This is a genomic window from Microlunatus elymi, assembly GCF_007362775.1.
Classification (GTDB): Bacteria; Actinomycetota; Actinomycetes; order Propionibacteriales; family Propionibacteriaceae; genus Microlunatus; species Microlunatus elymi.
On sequence record NZ_CP041692.1, the window covers coordinates 2,422,319 to 2,440,729 of the forward strand.

The following is an 18,411-nucleotide window of genomic DNA, read 5'->3' on the forward strand; positions in this document are numbered from 1 at the left end:
ACTCAATGGCTCGGCGCCCGGGCCGCCGCGCCCCGCCGGTGCACTGACATAACCCTCACTCGAACTTAAGTAAATAAACGAAGTGGCTCAGGCGGTTCGGCCGGCCGCGACCGTCGACGACTGAAGCACCAAGGTCGCCGCGCCGATCGCGGCGGCCTCTAGATCCAGCGTGGAGAGGGTCACCTTCACCGGTGGCGTCCCCTTGCGGTGGACCAAGGCGAGCCGGTCGGTGATCACTCGTTGGTAGATCCCGCCGGAGTCGGCGAAGCCGGGACCGGTGAGGAAGACCTGATCCAAACCGAGCACGGTGACCAGGTTGGCGATGCCGACGGCCAATGCCGAGGCGGCGTCGGTGATCGCGGCCAGGCAGGTCCGGTCGCCGTGCACCGCCGCGCGGGCGATCTTGCTGAAGTCGGCGGCCCGGGTGCCGGGCACACCGGCCAGCCCGAGTCGTACGGCATGAGCTCCGTTGGTCAGCACGTGCGCTACCACCGCCGCCGGCGAGGCCAGCACGTCGACACAACCCCGCGCGCCGCACGGACACGGCGGTCCGTCCAGGTCGATCGACATGTGGCCGAGGCTGCCGCGCGGTTCGGTGTCGTGCGCGCGCCCGTTCAGCACCAGTCCGGCGGTGATCTGATCCGACATGTAGACGGTGGCGAAACAGGCGGTCTCCGAGGTCGAGCCGGTCCACAGCTCGCCGAGCGCGGCGCAGGTCGCCTCGTCCCGGATCAGCACCGGGCCGCCCACGGTGTCGCTGATCCGCCGGATCGTGTCACTGCTGAGCACAGGTTCACTGACCGCCGCCGGCAGCCAGGGCGTGGCGTTGCTGACCGGATCGGCCAGCCCGATCCCGGCCACCTCGGCCGGTGCGACGCCGAGCGCGGTCAGCGTCTTGCGAATGGCCTCGTCCAGCGACAGCCCGTCCGACGGCATCGCGGTGACCGCCTGGCCGACCAGTCCGCCGGCGAAATCGGTCAGCGCAACCGTCAGCCGGACCCGGTCGAAACTCAGGCCGAGCGCATACCGCGAAGCCGGATTCAGCCGCAGCAGCGTACGGCGTTTGCCACCGGTCGACGCGGAATGCCCGTGCTCGACCAGCAGCTGGTCGGCCAACAGCCGCTTGACCACGTTGGTGATGGTTGCCGGAGTGACGCCGAGGTTCTCGGCCAACTCCAGTCGGGTCACCACCCCGCGCTGACGGGTGAGGTCCAGCACCGCACCGTCCAGTGCGCGTCGAGAACGGCCCATGATCACTCCTTCGGGAGGTCGACACGTCGACGTGTCCTGCTCAACTGTGGCCCGATCACAGATCCGCCATTGACAACACCCGGTTACGCACTGCAAACTACCGCAAGTTTGTTCATTTGGTTAAGGAAGTGTCCGAGGACTTCGGACACCTCCTGGTTCATCGACGCACTGGGGGCCGGATGTCACGCACCACTTTTCTGACCAAGGGGCTGGTCGCTCTCGCGGCGGCCGCGACCTTGGCCGTAGCCGGCTGCAACGCCGGCTCGAATCTCAACAACGACAACAGCGCGGGCAACTCGTCCAGCGAGTCCGCCAAGAAGTCCGACGCGATCATCACCATCGGTGGTGGCGCCGGTCCGTTCCAGGAGAACTTCAACCCGTTCTCGCCGAACGTGCTCAGCCTGTCGCAGGGCGTCATCTACGAGCCGCTGTTCTACTTCAACCCGTTGAAGGCTCTGGATCAGAAGCCGGTCAACGTGCTGGGGGACAGCTACTCCTGGAACGACGACGGCACCAAGCTGACGATCAAGGTGCACTCCGGCGTGAAGTGGAGCGACGGCGAGCCGTTCAGCGCCAAGGATGTCGCGTTCACGTTCAACCTGATCCAGAAGACCAAGGAGCTCAACACCACCGGGCACTCGCCCAAGGCGACGCTGGTCGACGACAACACCGTCGAGCTGACCTACGATCAGCCGTCCTACGCCGACGGCGTCAACGCCCTCGGCCGGACCTACATCGTGCCCGAGCACCTCTGGTCCAAGATCGACAACCCGGTCACCTACGAGAACAAGAAGCCGGTCGGCACCGGTGCCTTCGAGCTCAGCGAGTTCACCCAGCAGTCCTACCTGCTGAAGGCCAATCCGAACTACTGGCAGCAGGGCAAGCCGGCGATCGGCGGCGTTCGCTACATCGCGTTGTCCGGCAACCAGGCGGCGACCGACAAGTACATGGCCGGCGAGATCGACTACCAGAGCGCCTCCATCCCGAACCTGGACAAGTTGATCAAGAACAAGCCGCAGCTGTCGTACGTGAACACCGGCACCGCGCAGGCGTCGCTGTTCACCTGCGCCAACACAAAGCTGGGTTGTGAGGGGCCGCAGACCGATCTCGCCGTCCGCAAGGCGATGTACCTCGGAATGGATCGTGAGCAGCTGAACAAGCTGGCCTTCTACGGCCTGGGCAAGCCGGTGACCCCGGCGTACGCGTTGCCCGACCGGGACAAGGACTTCATCGATCCCGGCATCAAGGAGGCGCCGCAGACGGCCGACGTCGCGGCGGCCAAGAAGGTGCTGGAGGATGCCGGCTACACCATGAAGAACGGCGTCTACACCAAGGACGGTCAGCCGTTGAAGCTGACGGTGAAGGTGGTCTCGGGGTGGACCGACTACATCACCGCGATCGACCTGCTCAAGCAGCAGTTCAACAAGATCGGCATCCAACTGGTGCCGCAGCAGGTGAGCGTGAACGAGTGGAACGCGGCGAAGACCAACGGCAAGTTCGAGCTGGTGATCGACTCGCTCGGCCAGGGCCCGGCGCCCGATCCGTACTACCTGTACAACACGTTCTTCTCCAACACGGTTGCGGTGGGCAAGAACGGCAACCCGTACGGCAACTCGTCGCGATTCTCCAACCCACAGGTCGATGCAGCGTTGAAGTCGGCGGCCGGCACCAACGACGTGGAGACCAAGAAGCAGGCGTACTTCAAGATCCAGAAGATCATCTCCGCCGATCTGCCGTACATCCCGATCATCATCGGCTCGACGTTGACCGAGTACAACACCAGCAAGGCAACCGGGTTCCCGACCGACTCCGACATGTACGCCTACCCGCCGGCCTGGTCCGCACCGGACAACGCCCAGGTGCTGATGAATCTCAAGCCCGCCAAGTGATCATCACGTCACCAACCGGTCTCCAGGAGGACAGGATCTCGTCGTGTACGTGATCAGAAAACTCGCCTTCTACCTGGTGGCTGCCTGGGCAGCGATCACGCTGAATTTCTTCATTCCGCGTGCGCTGCCCGGCAGCCCGGTGGATGCGATGCTGGCCAAGCTCGCGTTGCGAGGGCCGGTCAGCGCGAGCACCCGCAAGTCGATCGAACTGATGCTCGGCACCGACACCCATCAGTCGCTCGGCGCTCAGTACGTCAGCTACCTGAAAGGCCTGCTGTCCGGCGATCTCGGGGTCAGCGTGACCTATTTCCCCGAGCACGTCAGCACGGTCATCGCCGACTCGATCCCGTGGACGTTGTGGCTGGTCGGCATGTCGACGGTGATCACGTTCATCCTCGGGGTCGGGCTCGGCATGCTGGCCGGCTGGAAGCGGGGCAGCTGGCTGGACGCGATCATCCCGTCCACCACCATGCTGCAGTCGATCCCGTACTTCTGGCTGGCGTTGATCTTCGTCTACATCTTCGCGGTCAACCTGGGCTGGTTCCCGATCAGCGGCGGCTACGATCCGAACCTGGTCCGGCCGGCCTGGGACTGGCCGTTCATTGCCAACGCCACCTATTACGCGATCCTGCCGGCGATCACGATCGTGATCTCCTCCATCGGCGGCTGGCTGCTGGGCATGCGCAACATGATGGTGTCCACGCTCAGCGAGGATTACGTGCTGACGTCGGAGGCCAAGGGCCTGTCACCGATGCGGATCATGATCACCTACGCCGCCCGCAACGCGGTGCTGCCGAGTATCAGCGGATTCGCCATCTCGCTGGGATTCGTGGTCTCCGGTTCGATCGTGGTGGAGACGGTGTTCAGCTATCCCGGCATCGGGTTCACCATGCTGCAGGCGGTACAGAACAACGACTATGCGTTGATGCAGGGACTCTTCCTGGTGATCACCCTGTCCGTGCTGTGTGCGAACCTGCTGGTCGACCTGCTGTACGGCTTCATCGACCCGCGTACCCGGGTCTCGAGTTAGGACCGCCGATGCTCCGTCGCTATCTCACCGCCAAGTCCGTCGTCGGCCTCTCGATCGTGCTGGCGATCTTCCTGTTCGGCATCATCGGCCCGTTCGTGGTCCAGGATCCGTTGGCGATCTCCGACATCGGGATGGCTCCGCCGAGTGCGGACCACATCTTCGGCACCACGCAGACCGGCCAGGACGTCTTTGCCCAACTGTCCTGGGCCACCCGCGGCTCCTTGATCATCGGCCTGCTGGTCGGCGGGATGGCAACGTTCCTGTCCCTGCTGTTCGGTGTCCTCGGCGGCTACGCCGGCAGTTGGCTGGACGAACTGTTCTCGCTGTTCACCAACGTGGTGTTGATCTTGCCCGGTCTGCCCCTGATGATCGTGATCGGATCGTACGTGCAGCAGAAGGGAATTCTGCTGATCTCGCTGGTGCTGGCGATCACCTCCTGGGCCGCCGGTGCCCGCGTGCTGCGTGCCCAGACGCTGTCCATCCGCAATCGTGATTACGTCCAGGCCGCCAAGGTGGCCGGGGAAGGTCCGCTGCGGATCATCGCGGTCGAGATCCTGCCCAATCTGTTGCCGGTGATGTCGTCCGGCTTCGTGTTCGCGATGATCTGGGCGATCCTCGGCGAGGCGGGCCTGGCCTTCATCGGGCTGGGCGTGGTCGGCACCCAGACCTGGGGATCGATGCTCTACTACGCGCAGAACGGTCAGGCGCTGACCCTCGGCGGATGGTGGTGGTTCGTGCCGCCGGGTGCGATGATCGCCTTGCTGGGCACGGGTCTGGCCTTGATCAACTTCGCCATCGACGAGGTGATCAACCCGCGGCTGCGGACGCAGCACCTGCATCGGACCAAGAAGGCGGAGGCGCGGATCGAACGCGCCGCCGAGCAGAAGGAGGCGGCGGCGTGACCGCATTCCCGAGCGAGCCGGTGATCCAGGCCGAGCCGGAGCCGGTCGCCGAGGACGACGCCTCGGCCTTGGCCGAACTGACCAACACCCTGGATCGTGGCCGGCCCGACATCGGCGAGCCGGTGCTCACCGTCACCGAGCTGAGCATCGACTACGAGGTCGCAGAACCTGTGCACGCGGTCAAGTCGGCGTCGTTCGAGTTGCGTCGCGGCGAGATCCTCGGGCTGGCGGGGGAGTCCGGTTGCGGCAAGACCACGCTGGCCTACGGACTGAACCAGTTGCATCGGCCGCCGGCGGTGATCACCGGCGGTTCGGTGATCTTCCACGACGCGACCACGAACCAGGACCTCGACGTTCTTTCCCTGCAGGGCAAGGAACTTCGCCGGTTCCGCTGGTCGAAGGTGTCGATGGTCTTCCAGGGGGCGATGAATTCGCTCAACCCGGTGATCAGCGTACGAGCTCAGCTGGCCGACGTGTTCGCCACCCATGCCCCGTCGATGAGCCGGGACGAGAGGCTGCAGCGCAGCCAGGACCTGCTGGAATTGGTCGGAGTGGAGCGACGGCGGATCAACTCGTTCGCGCACGAACTCTCCGGCGGCATGCGGCAGCGGGTGATGATCGCGATGGCGCTCGCCCTGGATCCGCAATTGATGATCATGGACGAGCCGACCACCGCCCTGGACGTGGTGGTCCAACGCGAGATCCTGCAGGAGATCCTGCGGCTGCGTACCGAACTGGGCTTCGCGGTCATCTTCATCACCCACGATCTGCCGCTGCTGCTGGAGATCGCCGACCGGGTCGCGGTGATGCGGGACGGCAACATCGTCGAACTGGCCACCGCCGAGGATCTCTACTTCGAGCCGCAGCACGACTACACCAAGAAGCTGCTGGGCTCCTTCCCGTCGCTGACCGGCGATGCGGGGGACTTCGTCCGAGCCGGCTATCAGGAGCGACGATGACCACATTGGCGGTTCGCGAGCTGTGCAAGAGATTCCGGCTGCGCAACGGGCTGAAGACCAGCACCCTGAACGCGGTCACCGACGTCTCGTTCGAGTTGGCCGAAGGCAGGACCCTGGCGCTGGTCGGTCAGTCCGGATCGGGCAAGTCCACCGTCGCGCGGATGATCGCGCAGCTGGAACGCCCGACCTCCGGTGAGATCTGGCTCGGCGACCTCCCGATCGCGCGTCGGGGCGGGGGCCTGAAGATGTACCGGAACCGGGTCCAGATGGTCTTCCAGGACCCGTTCGCCTCGCTGAATCCCTTCCACAGCGTGGGTCATCACATCGAACGACCGCTGCGGATCAGCGGCCTGGCCAAGTCCGACGACGAGGCAGGGAAGAAGGTGCTCGAGCTGCTCGAGCGGGTGAACCTCACCCCGGCCGACCGGTTCGTTGACCGGCACCCGCACGAGTTGTCCGGGGGGCAGCGGCAGCGGGTCGCGATCGCCCGGGCGTTGGCGCCGTCACCGAGCGTGCTGATCGCCGACGAACCGGTGTCCATGCTGGACGTGTCGATCCGGCTGGAGGTGCTGAATCTGCTGGCCCGGATCCAGCAGGAGGAAAAGCTGGCGATGCTCTACATCACCCACGACCTGGCCACCGCCCGGCACTTCTCCGACGAGATCCTGGTGATGTATCGCGGCAAGGTGGTGGAGCGTGGCTCGGCCGACGAGGTGATCTTGAACCCGCAGGCGGAGTTCACCAAGGCCCTGCGGACGGCGTCCCCGGAGCCGGCGATGAGTCAGCGGTTCATCGACGAGGCGCGCCGTCGTGGCGTGCCTATGCCCGATCACGTGAACCGCGCAGGGTAGAACTCTGACTATGTCCACTTTCGGCCTGACCATGGAGCGCAACAGCTGGTCGCCGCGCAGCGAGGAGTTCTACAACCAGTTGCTGGTCGGGCTCGGCGACGAGGTGATCGGCCAGGGTCACATGGTGATCGTGGAGATCGTCGCGGATCGGGACGAGGAACTGGCCACCTACGCCCGCTGGGCCCGCGACGGCTCGGTGGATGCCGTGCTGTGCAAGGACATCGGCGTCGGCGACGACCTGGAGGACCGAGTTGATCAACTCGGCCTGGCCCATGTCGTGCTCGGTGACACGCACCAGCCGGTGACGGCCAACGCGGTGGCCGTGGACAACGCCGGCGGACTGCGCGAGGCGCTGGACTACCTGCGTGCGGCCGGACATCGGCGGATCGACTGGATCACCGGACCGCCGGCCCAGTTCCACACCCACGTACGGATGCAGGCGTTCTCCGACTACCTCGCGGACGGGCTGATCGAGGGCGTCGCCGCGCCTGCGAACTACGACCCCGAACGTTGCCGCGAGATGCTGGCCGCTGCGCTGCGTCGTGATCATCCACCGACGGCGTTCCTGGTCGACGGCGACTTCCTGGCCACGGTCGTCGAGGATTTCGTCCGACACAGCGGCCGGGTCGTGCCCACCGACGTGTCGGTGATGTCCTGGGACGACACCCTGACCTGCCAACGCGCGGATCCGCCGATCTCCGCCCTGGAACATCACATCGCCGATCTTGGTCACGCGGTCGGCCGCTGCCTGGTCGCCGCGGTCGAGGGTCGCCAGCTGCGTGAGGTCGGTCCGCGACCCCAGTTGGTGATCCGGGCGTCAACCTGACCGGGCCGATCTGCTGACGGCAGATCGGCGCCGGAACGGTCGCGTCCGGGCGACCGGACTGACATCATCGGCAGATGAAGATCTTGATCTTGGGCGGCACGGCGTTCCTGTCCGCGGCGACCGCGCGGCAGGCAGTGGGCCGGGGACATCAGGTGACCTGCCTGGCGCGCGGGACCAGTAGCCGGCCACCGGAGGGCACCGCATGGGTGCACGCCGATCGTGACCTTGGAATCGACGCCTACGCGGGGGTGGCGGGCGAGTGGGACGCGGTGATCGACGTCAGTCGCCAGCCCGGACAGGTCCGCGACGCGCTGCAGACGCTGGGAGAGCGGGCGGGCCTCTGGACGTTCGTATCCACCGTCTCGGTCTACACCGACGACGCGACACCGGGCCAGGACGAGTCGGCGGCACTGCACCCACCACTGCAGGCCGACACGTACACCGATCCGGAGCAGTACGGACCGGCCAAGGTTGCTTGCGAAGCTGCGGTGATCGAGTCGGTCGGTGACCGCGCGCACATCAGCAGAGCCGGCTTGATCGTCGGACCCGGCGACGTCAGCGATCGGTTCGGCTACTGGCCGGCACGGTTCGCCCGCGGCGGCCGAGTGCTGGTTCCCGACACGCCCGACGCCCTCACCCAGGTCATCGACGTCGATGATCTCGCCGGCTGGTTGCTGGACTCCGCCGAGAACCGAACTGCCGGGATCCTCAACGCAGTAGGCGATCCGCTGCCCTTGAGTCAGCTACTTGACATGGTGGCTCAGGTTGCCGGGGACCATGATCAACAGGTTCGGATCGATCCCGCCTTCCTGGTCGAGCACGGCGTCGAATACTGGGCCGGGCCGCGATCGTTGCCGCTGTGGCTGCCGGCCGAGTACCGCGGTTTCGGCTGCCGATCCAACGCGGCCGCCGGAGCTGCCGGGATGCAGTTGCGGCCGCTGGTCGAGACCGCGCAGCGTTCGCTGAGCTACGAGCGGCAGCTCGGTCTGGACCGTGACCGGCGGGCCGGGCTCAGTGTCGACGACGAACTCGAGCTCCTGTCGGAGTGGTCGAAACGATCTTGATCACGGGATCTTCGCACCCACCGGTTCGACCGCCAACTGGCGGACGTGCCGGGTGGTCGCCCGGGTCTTGTACGGGACGAACACCGCCGCGCGAGAGTCGGGGATGTAGACGCGGAAGCCGTCGGTCCTCACGGTCCTGCCGCCGTAGACGCCGGCGTCGGTGATGGTGACCAGTTCCTTGGTCTTCGCGCCGGGCGCCAGCACGACCCGGTGCGGCCGTCGGTTGTGTTCCCAGCCGGTCGGCAGGCCTACTTGGGTGCCGTTGCCGTACGCGACGAACGAGACGCCCGAGTAGCCGTACATCGACACCCGATGATGGGAGGTGTTCTTGAAGGTGAGCCAGACGTAGTAGTGACCGGCGCTGCTGTTGTCGATCGGCTTCACGCCGACGTGCAGATCGCGCACGGTGGCCGGCGGCGCGGTGGCCTCGGCGGAGGCGTCGGCGGCGGGCAGGGTCGCTGCGGAGGCGGCGGTGACACCGATCCCGGCCAGGGCCAGGACCGACGACGCCGCCAGCAAGCGACCGAAGTTGATCTTGCTGTGTTCACGCATACGGCGAATCTAGGCAGCCCCGATCACCGAGGTGTCCCGGCGATGTCACGGTCCGGTCAGGGGCCGGGCCCGGTTGCGTTCGTCGATCGTTCGAGCGGGCGTTTGAGTCCGGCCGGAGCGCTCGTTACACTGCTGCCCGTCCTGTTGTCTGCGGAAGGCCCACCAGTGGATCTCTGAAGTCCGACCCAGTTGCACCCAGCCGATCCGGCCGGTGCTTCTTCTCGACTTCAGGAGTTCGCAGATGTCTGCCGTGTTGGTCTGTCACGACCTTTCCTTCTCTTTCCCCACCGGCGAGACCGTGCTCGACGGGCTCGACTGCACCTTCACCGAGGGTTTCACCGGTCTGGTCGGCCGCAACGGTGCCGGCAAGTCGACCTTGATCAAATTGCTGGCCGGTGATCTGTCACCCACCTCGGGGCAGTTGAGCCGGCCGGACCGGGTCGGCTACCTGCCGCAGGATCTCGTCCTGGACGGAGATCGCAGCGTCGCATCCGTCCTCGGCATCGAGGCGATCATCGCCGCACTGGCGAAGGTCGACGCCGGCAACGGTGAGCTCGACGACTTCGAGATCATCGGCGACAACTGGGACATCGAGGAACGCGTCGGCGCCGAGTTGGCGGCCTTCGGCTTCGCCGATCTTGATCTTGCTCGGCCGATCGGGACGCTGTCCGGCGGTCAGGTGGTATTGCTGGCGCTGGCCGGTCTCTTCCTGAGCCGCCCGGACGTGCTGTTGCTGGACGAGCCGACCAACAATCTTGATCATGCGGCGAGGGATCGCCTCTACGCCGCGGTACGCCGCTGGCCGGGGCCGGTGATCGCGGTCAGCCATGATCGCGAACTCTTGATGCTGTGTGATCAGATCGCCGAGTTGCGAGACTCCGAGATCGCCTTCTACGGTGGGAATTTCGCCGACTACACCGAGGCGGTCGCGATCGAGCAGGAGGCGGCGGCTCGGGCCGTACGCACCGCCGAGGCCAACCTGAAACGGCAGAAGCGGGAGTTGATCGAGGCGCAGACCAAGATCGACCGGCGCAACCGCTACGGCAAGGCGTACGCAGAGAAGAGCGGTATGCCGAAGATCCTCGCCGGGGCGATGAAACGCAAGGCGGAGGTGTCCAACGGCAAGCTGCGCAACGGATTGGAGTCCGACGTCGACGACGCCAGGAAGCAATTGGACGAGGCCGAGGAGCGGGTGCGCGACGATGATCAAGTACGCGTCGATCTGAGCAACACGTCGTTGCCGGCCGGCCGCGACGTCGTGATCAGCCACGACCTGGTGCTGCGCAACGGGGTTGCCGTCGACCTGCACATCCGCGGCCCGGAACGGCTCGCGCTGACCGGCGGCAACGGCACCGGCAAGACCACCCTGATCGACACCCTCACCGGTGCGATTCCGGCGTTGTCCGGTTCGATCGAGGTCCGGGTGCCGTACCGGGTGCTGCCACAACGGCTGCAGATCCTGGACGACGATCTGCCGGTGCTCACTTCGGTGTCCCGGTTGGCGCCCGGCGCCGACGACAACACGCTGCGGGCTCGGCTGGCCCGGTTCCTGCTCGGCGCCGATGAGATCACCCGGCCCGCTCGTACGCTGTCCGGCGGCGAGCTGTTCCGGGCCAGCCTGGCAGCCCTGCTGCTGGCCGAGCCGCCGCCGCAGTTGTTGATCCTGGACGAGCCGACCAACAACCTGGACCTGAGCACCGTCGCCGCGCTGACCTCGGCGCTGCGGCAGTATCAGGGCGCCCTGTTGGTGATCAGCCACGACCGCCCGTTCCTGGACGAGATCGGGCTGACCGGTGAGCTGACCTTCACCGACGAGCCCGAGCCGGGACGGTTCGCCCGGGTCGAGACCATCGGCACAGAGACCGTCGAAACGGCAGCCATCGAGACAGGGCCTATCGGCGCGAAGGCGGTGGGCTGATCGCGGTTCAGTCGAGCATCTCCTCGTACCACCGGCGCTCGACGAGCAGGCGATGCAGTGTTGCCGGCAGCCAACCCAGGATCGGATCGGGCAGCTCGGTCAGACCGAACCAGCCGACCCGGTCGCACTCGGTGACCGGGCTCGGTTCACCGGCGTAGCGGTCGGCGCGGAAGAACAGATCGAGTCCGGCCACGTCGCCGTCGATGTAACGGGACATCCCGAGCGGCGTCAGGTCGGCCGGGTCGACCCGGATTCCGACCTCCTCGGCGGCCTCTCGCGCAGCCGCCTGGGCCAGCGTCTCGCCGTCCTCGACGTGTCCGCCGGGCAGCCCCCAGCAGCCGTTGCCGTAGCCGACGCCGGCCCGGCGGGCCAGCAGCAGCCGGCCGTCGACGTACAACACCAGCCAACCGACGAGGTGGAAGTCGGTCATGGCATCGTCCTCTCCGCCGCGCGATTTCCTCCGACCGGTACCGCTGTGGCAAGATTGCTCGCTGTTGTCCTCGTGATCGCGCGGCTCCTGCCACAGGGGGTTCGTCCGCGCCGCGGGGACGGATTCAGAACATTCACCGCTAACGGTGACCTGTGGCACCGGGCAAGGACACCATCATGGCCAACACGGTCTCTTCCCAGCTGATCGACGCGCTCGATGCGGATTCGCTGCGCGACGACGTTCCCGACTTCCGCCCCGGCGACACCGTCAAGGTGCACGTCCGCGTGGTCGAGGGCAACCGTTCCCGCGTTCAGCTCTTCACCGGTGTCGTCATTGCCCGGTCCGGCGGCGGCGTCCGCGAGTCCTTCACCGTACGCAAGGTCAGCTTCGGTGTCGGCGTCGAGCGGACCTTCCCGGTGCACAGCCCGATCATCGACAAGATCGAGGTCGATCGCCGCGGTGACGTCCGCCGCGCGAAGCTCTACTACCTGCGCGGTCTGCGCGGCAAGGCCGCCAAGATCAAGGAGAAGCGCGAGGCCTGAGCCTCGGCTTGGCCGCCATCGGCGCTGCAGCCCCGGGATCGCTCCGGTCCTGGGGAATAATGACCGACGTGTCGAGAGAACCCGCCATGGCAAGGATGAACACCGTCTCCCGACCGGACGTACACCGTTGAACGCCAAGGCGGGGTCGGAGGACAATCCTCGTACCGTCGGCGACAAGATCGGCAGCTTGATCAAGGAGCTGCTGATCGTCGTCATCGGTGCCCTGATCATCGCCGCGCTGATCCGCGCCTTCGTCGGTCAGATGTTCCTGGTGCCGTCCGGTTCGATGGAGCACACGCTGAACATCGGCGACCGGATCGCGGTGCAGAAGATCACCCACTTCAAGCGTGGCGACGTGGTCGTGTTCAAGGACCCCAACCACTGGCTGGGCGACGAGCCGACGGCCCCGGAGCGGGGTCCGATCGGCAAGGGACTCGAGTGGGTCGGCATCCTGCCCAACACCGACAGCGAATACCTGGTCAAGCGGGTGATCGGGCTGCCCGGTGATCACGTCAAGTGCTGCGACACCCAGGGCCGGATCACCGTCAACGGGCAGCCGCTGAACGAGCAGAGCTACCTCTACACCGAGGGTGGGCTGCAGAGCAAGCCGTCGGAGTTCCCGTTCGACGTGGTCGTGCCGGCGGATCGGATCTGGGTGATGGGCGATCATCGCGACGACAGTGCCGACTCCCGGTGTCATCTGCAGGACGAGGATCCCGACGGCAAGTACATGGGTGCCTTCGTCCCGGTCGACGACGTCGTCGGCCCGGTGTTCGCGGTGGTGGCGCCGCTGCGCGACGCCCGGTTCTTGAAACGTCCGCCGACCTTCGACGCCGTACCGGCCGGTGAGTCGCCGGCCCCTGCCCAACCGGTGGTGAAGACGCCTAACGTGAGGTGTTGATGAGCACCTTCACGTCCGGCATCGGGATACCTCGAGTGCAGGTACGCCGCGACAGCGGCCTGTACGGCTACGAGCGTGCGCTGCAGCGGGTCGGGTTGGCGCCGGTGGCCGGCGCGGACGAGGCCGGACGCGGTGCCTGCGCCGGACCGCTGGTGGCCGGTGCGGTGATCCTCTCCGACGCCAAGTCCAAACAGATCAGCGGCCTGCGGGACTCCAAGCTGCTGACGGCTGCGGCCCGGGAACGTTGCTACGACCAGATCGTGGACAAGGCGCTGGCCTGGTCGGTGGTCGCGGTCGAGCCCGAGGAGTGCGACCGGCTCGGCATGCACGTGGCCAACCTGGAGGCGCTACGCCGGGCGTTGCTGCGGCTGGACATCGCGCCGACGTACGTGCTGACCGACGGGTTCAGCGTGGACGGTCTCGGGGTGCCGGGACTGTCGATCTGGAAGGGGGACCGGGTCGCTGCCTGCGTGGCGGCGGCGTCGGTGATCGCCAAGGTCACCCGGGACCGGATCATGGTCGAACTCGACGCCGTCTATCCGGAGTACGAGTTCGCCGTCCACAAGGGGTATTGCACGCCGCTGCACCAGGGCCACCTGGACCGGCTGGGGCCGACGCCGACCCACCGGATGCGATTCGACAATGTCGCTCGCACGGTCCGGCCGGGCCAGGTCGTACGGTCATTTCCTGGGCTCCACGTCGGGGAGTCCTGCGGTCACGAGGAAAGCGAGTCGGATGAGCGCCGAGGATCTTGAGCAGTACGAGAGCGACCTCGAGCTGCAGCTCTATCGCGAATACAAGGACGTCGTCGGCATCTTCACCTACGCGGTGGAGACCGAGCGCCGGTTCTATCTCTGCAACGCGGTCGACCTGAAGGTCCGCACCGAAGGCGGCGACGTCTACTACGAGGTCTCGATGGCCGACGCCTGGGTCTGGGACATGTACCGGCCGTCCCGGTTCGTCAAGAGCGCCAAGGTGCTCACCTTCCGCGACGTGTCGATCGAGGAGATCGTGCACAGCGACCTGGAAGTCCCCAAGGACGTCGCCGGCAACAACTGACTAGCGACGGGCTGCTGCGGCCGCCTGGGTCGCCAGTCGTTCGGCGAACGTCACACTGGCCGGCTGCATCCAGCCCTCGTCCAGTTGCGGAGGCCGGCCGTCGTTGAGGGCCATCCGGAAGCCAAGACACTCCAGCCACAAGGGCCTCAGGTTGAGGATCGACGGAAGCCGGTCGAATTCCTCATCGGTCAGTCGAATGTGCCGGGAGTACCCGCGCATCACCGCGTCGACATTGGCGTCGCCGTTGCGTTCGGCGGCGGTACGCAGCAGCCAAGCCAGGGCGGGCAGCCGGGGCCCGCGTCCCGATCCCGCCCAGCCGACGATCGCGATGTCGCCGGGGGTGCCGACGGCAGCCCACGGATGGTAGTTGCCGTGGGTCAGCGCCTCGGGCAGTCCCTCGGCATCGTCGGCGTTCTCGACCTGATCGCGTAACCACTCGAACTTCTCCGCCGAGGCGTCGTCGACCTTGTTCTCGACGCTGACCAGGAAGCTCATGGAAGCCGCCAGGTCCTCCTTCGGCCGTCCCACATGAAAGCCACCGTCGTGCTCTTCGGCACCGCCGTCCCGTGCGACGGCGCCGTCGGCCGCGGGCAGCGTGTGCAACCGCGCCAGCAGCTCTGCCATCTCGAACCAGAGCGCCGGGGAACTGGCGCTCGGGCGTCCACCCTCGATGAACCGGGTGACGATCATGCCCTTGCCATCGAGCACCGTCACCGGGTCGTCGTGGGCGATCCGTTCGGCCGGGAAATCGTGGGTTGCCAGGAATCGCAGTATCTCGGCGTCACCCTGTACGCGGCTGACCAGGTCGGCCGATGAGGAGAAGATCCGCACGATCCACGGCTGACCGCCGTTGTGTTTGACGACCAGTGTCGAGGGATAGTGACCGGGCCACGAACCGTTCGGGCGAGTAGCCGGATCGTCGTCGATCGGCAGGATCGAGCTGATCTTGATCCGGTAATGCTCCTCGAGATGGGCCTTCAGCGCCACTTGCTCGAACGGGCGGGAGTGGATGAACTCCTGGCGATTGGCCAACTCCAGATCGGCCCGCGCCTGGGTGTACCGCTGTCCGGTTGCGCGGGCCCGCTCACGTGCCACGCGCTTGAAACTGCTCTGCTTCGTCATGACAAGCCTCCTCGACGTGTCGGCGCTCCCCAGCAACGTGACACTCGAACAGGCCTGAATTGATCGCGACCGTGAGGGCAGATTCCCCTTCGCCGTACCGAGGTCCCGGCTGGGGCAGGTCCTCGCAGACTCGGCGTCGATCAACGCCAGGATCGATCATGGTTGAGATTTCCACGCCGTGTCAACCACCTGATCCGGCGCAGTCGCATGAGTCAAACCTCGCTGGTGTCGCGGTCGCCGATGAAACCGAGCAGCGACGGTTCGGAGCTGGAGAACCGCTCCACCTCCTCGCCGCCGTCGCAGCGGCACAGCGATATCGTCAGCTGATCGGGGTGCCGGTCGAGCACCCGCCAGATCCCACCGAGGTCCTCCCAGCGGCGGACCCGGCCGAGTCCGGACCGTCCGTCCGTGGGTGACGGATCCGGGTTGATGTCGCCAGCGCTCACCGCACCATCATCGCCTCAGACAGCGGACCCGGACCGATCAGATGACCCCGAGCGCGAGCATCGCGTCGGCGACCTGGGTGAAGCCGGAAATGTTGGCACCGGCGACGTAGTTGCCGGGCAGCCCGTACTCCTCGGCCGTGCTCACACAACGGTCGTGGATGCTGCGCATGATGTCGGCCAACCGGGCTTCGGTGTGTTCGAAGCCCCACGAGTCGCGGGACGCGTTCTGCTGCATCTCCAGCGCGCTGGTGGCGACGCCGCCGGCGTTGGCCGCCTTGCCCGGCGCGAACGCGACTCCGGCCGAGGCGAACAGCCGGACCGCCTCCGGCGTGCACGGCATGTTGGCGCCCTCGGCGACGGCGATGCAGCCGTTGTTGATCAACGCCTTCGCGTCGTCGGCGTTGAGCTCGTTCTGGGTGGCGCAGGGCAGCGCGATGTCGCAGGCCTGCTGCCAGATGCTGCCGTCGGTGACGTAGCCGGCGCTGCCGCCGCGCAACTCGGCGTACTCGCTGATCCGGCCGCGGCGGACCTCCTTGATCTCTCGCAGCAGGTCCAGATCGATGCCCTTCTCGTCGACCACGTAGCCGCCGGAGTCGGAGCACGCGATCACCCGGCCGCCCAGCTGCTCGACCTTCTGGATGGCATAGATGGCGACGTTGCCGGAGCCGGACACCAGCACGGTCTTGCCGTCGAAGCTGCTGCCGCGGGTGCGCAACATCTCGTCGGTGAAGAAGACGGTGCCGTAGCCGGTGGCCTCGGTGCGCACCTGGGAACCGCCCCAGGTCAGACCCTTGCCGGTCAGCACGCCGGACTCGTACCGGTTGGTGATCCGCTTGTACTGCCCGAACAGGTAGCCGATCTCGCGGCCGCCGACGCCGATGTCACCGGCCGGGACGTCGGTGTATTCGCCGATGTGACGGTAGAGCTCGGTCATGAACGACTGGCAGAAACGCATGATCTCGCCGTCGGAGTGACCCTTCGGATCGAAGTCGCTGCCGCCCTTGCCGCCGCCGATCGGCAGCCCGGTGAGCGAGTTCTTGAAGATCTGTTCGAAGCCGAGGAACTTGACGATGCCCAGGTAGACGCTGGGGTGGAAGCGCAAGCCGCCCTTGTACGGGCCGAGCGAGGAGTTGAACTCGACCCGGAAACCGCGATTGATCTGGACCCGGCCGTCGTCGTCCACCCACGGCACCCGGAAGATGATCTGTCGCTCCGGCTCGCACAGCCGGCGAATCACGGCGCCGTCGGCATAGTCGGGCTGCTTGGCGACGACCGGGCCGAGGCTGTCCAGCACCTCGTGCACGGCTTGGTGGAACTCCACCTCGCCGGGATTGCGGCGCAGCACCTCGTCGTAGATCGGGTGCAACTTCTCGTTCAGGCTGGGCAAGCGTCTCTCCTCATATTCGTACTGTGCTGTCAGTCGGTGAAGATGTCGTGCAGCGCGGCTTGTTGATCTTGGTCCAACGTGATCGTGCCGGCCCGCGCGTTGTCGGCCAGCTGGTCGGTGTTGGAACTGGACGGGATCTGCGTGCCCATCCCGGGCAGCGTCAGGATGTAGGCCAGCGTCAGGGTGCTGATCTTGAGGTCCCACTGCCGGGCCAGCTCGCCGAGCTTGCGGACCTTCGCGAACCGCCGCTGATCGATGCCCTCCAGGGCGCCCTCGTCGTAGAGCCGATCGCCCGGTCCGGCCTTCGCCGGGTCGAGATACCGATCGGTCAGCAGTCCCTTGGCCAGCGGGGAGTACGGCACGAACGCCAGCCCCTCGGAGGCACACAGCGACAACACACCGGGCAGCGACTCGCCGTTCAACGGATCGAAGCGGTTCTGCACCGCGATCGGCCGGCTGCGCCGCGACAGCCGGTCGCTGATCAGCAGGCACGACTCCAGCTGTTCGGCGTTGAAGTTGGACACCGCCAGGTAGTGCACCAGTCCTCGACTGACCAGATCCTCGATCGTCTCCAGGCTCTCCTCCAACGGCACCCGATCGTCGAACTGGTGGAACCACAGCACGTCGATCCAGTCGGTCTGCAGCCGGGCCAACGACGCCTTCACCGACTCGGTGATCTGCAGCCGGGACAGCCCGGAGTGATTGGGCGTCCAGCCGTCCATCCCGCCGCGGGTCTTGGTCGCCAGCACCACGTCACGGCGGCGCTGCGGATGCTCGGCCAGCCACTGGCCGATGATCCGCTCGGAGTTTCCGGAGGCGGCGTTGTAGCGGTTGGCGGTGTCCCAGAACATCACGCCCAACTCGGCCGCGCGATCCAGGATCCGGAACGCCAGTTCGGGCGCGATCCGGGCGCCGTCGCCGGTGTCGGGATAGCCGAACTTCCAGGTGCCCAGGCCGATCGCGGGCGCCTGCAGTCCGCTGGCTCCCAGGAACCGGTACGGCATGCCTTGGTAGTCGGTCGCCTGCGGGGTCGCGTTGTACACCTCGCGGTTGGGCGTGAGCGGGTCCACGTGAGCCTCCTGTCCCGGGTGTGATGCGGCGGGTCGTCCGCCGACGATCGGGGGCAGCCTATCGGCCCTCGCCGACAACGCCTGCTGCAGCGGTTGCCTGGTGGACTCCGTACGAGGCCGAGGCAGGCGAGTTGTCCACAGCCGCGAACGCGTCTCGAAGCTCTGTCCACAGGCCCCGGCCACCTCGGCCGATTTGGCGGAATGTAGCCAGT

The 18,411-nt window shown here is 66.5% G+C and carries 19 protein-coding genes; 12 read left to right on the top strand and 7 right to left on the bottom strand.

Going from position 1 to position 18,411, the window contains the following annotated elements:
- Positions 1 to 87 precede the first annotated feature (87 nt).
- Positions 88 to 1,251: an ROK family transcriptional regulator gene (locus FOE78_RS10920; protein WP_143986310.1), complete on the bottom strand. Its 1,164-nt coding sequence runs from the start codon at positions 1,249 to 1,251 to the stop codon at positions 88 to 90.
- A 179-nt stretch (positions 1,252 to 1,430) separates the two neighbouring features.
- On the opposite strand from FOE78_RS10920, the gene FOE78_RS10925 reads away from it, so the two are divergent.
- The 7 genes from FOE78_RS10925 (at position 1,431) to FOE78_RS10955 (ending at position 8,772) form a co-directional block, all read left to right on the top strand.
- A complete protein-coding gene (locus tag FOE78_RS10925) occupies positions 1,431 to 3,140 on the top strand; it encodes an ABC transporter substrate-binding protein (RefSeq protein WP_143986311.1) in 1,710 nt (569 codons plus the stop codon).
- 43 nt (positions 3,141 to 3,183) lie between these two features.
- Entirely contained in the window at positions 3,184 to 4,170 is a 987-nt protein-coding gene (locus tag FOE78_RS10930) for an ABC transporter permease (RefSeq protein ID WP_143986312.1), read from the top strand.
- Between the two features lie 8 nt (positions 4,171 to 4,178).
- Positions 4,179 to 5,072: an ABC transporter permease gene (locus tag FOE78_RS10935; RefSeq protein ID WP_143986313.1), complete on the top strand. Its 894-nt coding sequence runs from the start codon at positions 4,179 to 4,181 to the stop codon at positions 5,070 to 5,072.
- Entirely contained in the window at positions 5,069 to 6,031 is a 963-nt protein-coding gene (locus FOE78_RS10940; protein WP_143986314.1) for an ABC transporter ATP-binding protein, read from the top strand. Before FOE78_RS10935 ends, FOE78_RS10940 begins: the two co-directional genes overlap by 4 nt.
- The gene (locus FOE78_RS10945) at positions 6,028 to 6,882 is read left to right on the top strand and encodes an ABC transporter ATP-binding protein (RefSeq protein ID WP_143986315.1); all 855 of its coding nucleotides are present in this window, start codon (positions 6,028 to 6,030) and stop codon (positions 6,880 to 6,882) included. The genes FOE78_RS10940 and FOE78_RS10945 overlap by 4 nt, the downstream gene beginning before the upstream one ends.
- Positions 6,883 to 6,892: 10 nt before the next feature.
- Positions 6,893 to 7,708: a LacI family DNA-binding transcriptional regulator gene (locus FOE78_RS10950; protein WP_143986316.1), complete on the top strand. Its 816-nt coding sequence runs from the start codon at positions 6,893 to 6,895 to the stop codon at positions 7,706 to 7,708.
- 74 nt (positions 7,709 to 7,782) lie between these two features.
- Positions 7,783 to 8,772, top strand: a complete 990-nt coding sequence (locus FOE78_RS10955; protein WP_143986317.1) for a Rossmann-fold NAD(P)-binding domain-containing protein — start codon at positions 7,783 to 7,785, stop codon at positions 8,770 to 8,772.
- Here the strand turns inward: FOE78_RS10955 and FOE78_RS10960 are convergent, their stop codons facing one another.
- Entirely contained in the window at positions 8,773 to 9,324 is a 552-nt protein-coding gene (locus FOE78_RS10960; protein WP_143986318.1) for a DUF4232 domain-containing protein, read from the bottom strand.
- A gap of 241 nt (positions 9,325 to 9,565) precedes the next feature.
- On the opposite strand from FOE78_RS10960, the gene FOE78_RS10965 reads away from it, so the two are divergent.
- Positions 9,566 to 11,242 carry an ABC-F family ATP-binding cassette domain-containing protein gene (locus FOE78_RS10965; RefSeq protein WP_143986319.1) on the top strand — a complete coding sequence of 559 codons (1,677 nt, stop codon included), beginning with the start codon at positions 9,566 to 9,568 and terminating at the stop codon, positions 11,240 to 11,242.
- A gap of 7 nt (positions 11,243 to 11,249) precedes the next feature.
- On the opposite strand, the gene FOE78_RS10970 is transcribed toward FOE78_RS10965, so the two are convergent.
- Positions 11,250 to 11,672 (bottom strand): NUDIX domain-containing protein, encoded by a 423-nt coding sequence (locus FOE78_RS10970; protein WP_143986320.1) that lies wholly within the window; start codon positions 11,670 to 11,672, stop codon positions 11,250 to 11,252.
- Positions 11,673 to 11,848: 176 nt separating this feature from the next.
- On the opposite strand from FOE78_RS10970, the gene rplS reads away from it, so the two are divergent.
- From rplS to FOE78_RS10990, 4 genes are all read left to right on the top strand, one after another.
- The gene (gene rplS, locus FOE78_RS10975) at positions 11,849 to 12,214 is read left to right on the top strand and encodes a 50S ribosomal protein L19 (RefSeq protein WP_143988737.1); all 366 of its coding nucleotides are present in this window, start codon (positions 11,849 to 11,851) and stop codon (positions 12,212 to 12,214) included.
- Positions 12,215 to 12,341: 127 nt separating this feature from the next.
- Positions 12,342 to 13,115, top strand: a complete 774-nt coding sequence (gene lepB / locus FOE78_RS10980) for a signal peptidase I (RefSeq protein ID WP_228266156.1) — start codon at positions 12,342 to 12,344, stop codon at positions 13,113 to 13,115.
- Positions 13,115 to 13,870 carry a ribonuclease HII gene (locus FOE78_RS10985; RefSeq protein WP_143986321.1) on the top strand — a complete coding sequence of 252 codons (756 nt, stop codon included), beginning with the start codon at positions 13,115 to 13,117 and terminating at the stop codon, positions 13,868 to 13,870. The genes lepB and FOE78_RS10985 overlap by 1 nt, the downstream gene beginning before the upstream one ends.
- Positions 13,851 to 14,174 (top strand): DUF2469 domain-containing protein, encoded by a 324-nt coding sequence (locus FOE78_RS10990; RefSeq protein WP_143986322.1) that lies wholly within the window; start codon positions 13,851 to 13,853, stop codon positions 14,172 to 14,174. Before FOE78_RS10985 ends, FOE78_RS10990 begins: the two co-directional genes overlap by 20 nt.
- Here FOE78_RS10990 and FOE78_RS10995 read toward each other — a convergent pair whose 3' ends face one another.
- From FOE78_RS10995 to FOE78_RS11010, 4 genes are all read right to left on the bottom strand, one after another.
- Complete coding sequence (locus tag FOE78_RS10995; RefSeq protein ID WP_143986323.1) at positions 14,175 to 15,296, bottom strand: phosphotransferase enzyme family protein; 1,122 nt, start codon at positions 15,294 to 15,296, stop codon at positions 14,175 to 14,177. It lies immediately after the preceding gene.
- 212 nt (positions 15,297 to 15,508) lie between these two features.
- The gene (locus tag FOE78_RS11000) at positions 15,509 to 15,742 is read right to left on the bottom strand and encodes a hypothetical protein (protein WP_228266157.1); all 234 of its coding nucleotides are present in this window, start codon (positions 15,740 to 15,742) and stop codon (positions 15,509 to 15,511) included.
- A gap of 37 nt (positions 15,743 to 15,779) precedes the next feature.
- Positions 15,780 to 17,120 carry an NADP-specific glutamate dehydrogenase gene (gene gdhA, locus FOE78_RS11005; RefSeq protein ID WP_210415002.1) on the bottom strand — a complete coding sequence of 447 codons (1,341 nt, stop codon included), beginning with the start codon at positions 17,118 to 17,120 and terminating at the stop codon, positions 15,780 to 15,782.
- A 38-nt stretch (positions 17,121 to 17,158) separates the two neighbouring features.
- A complete protein-coding gene (locus FOE78_RS11010; protein WP_143986325.1) occupies positions 17,159 to 18,199 on the bottom strand; it encodes an aldo/keto reductase in 1,041 nt (346 codons plus the stop codon).
- Positions 18,200 to 18,411: the final 212 nt, after the last annotated feature.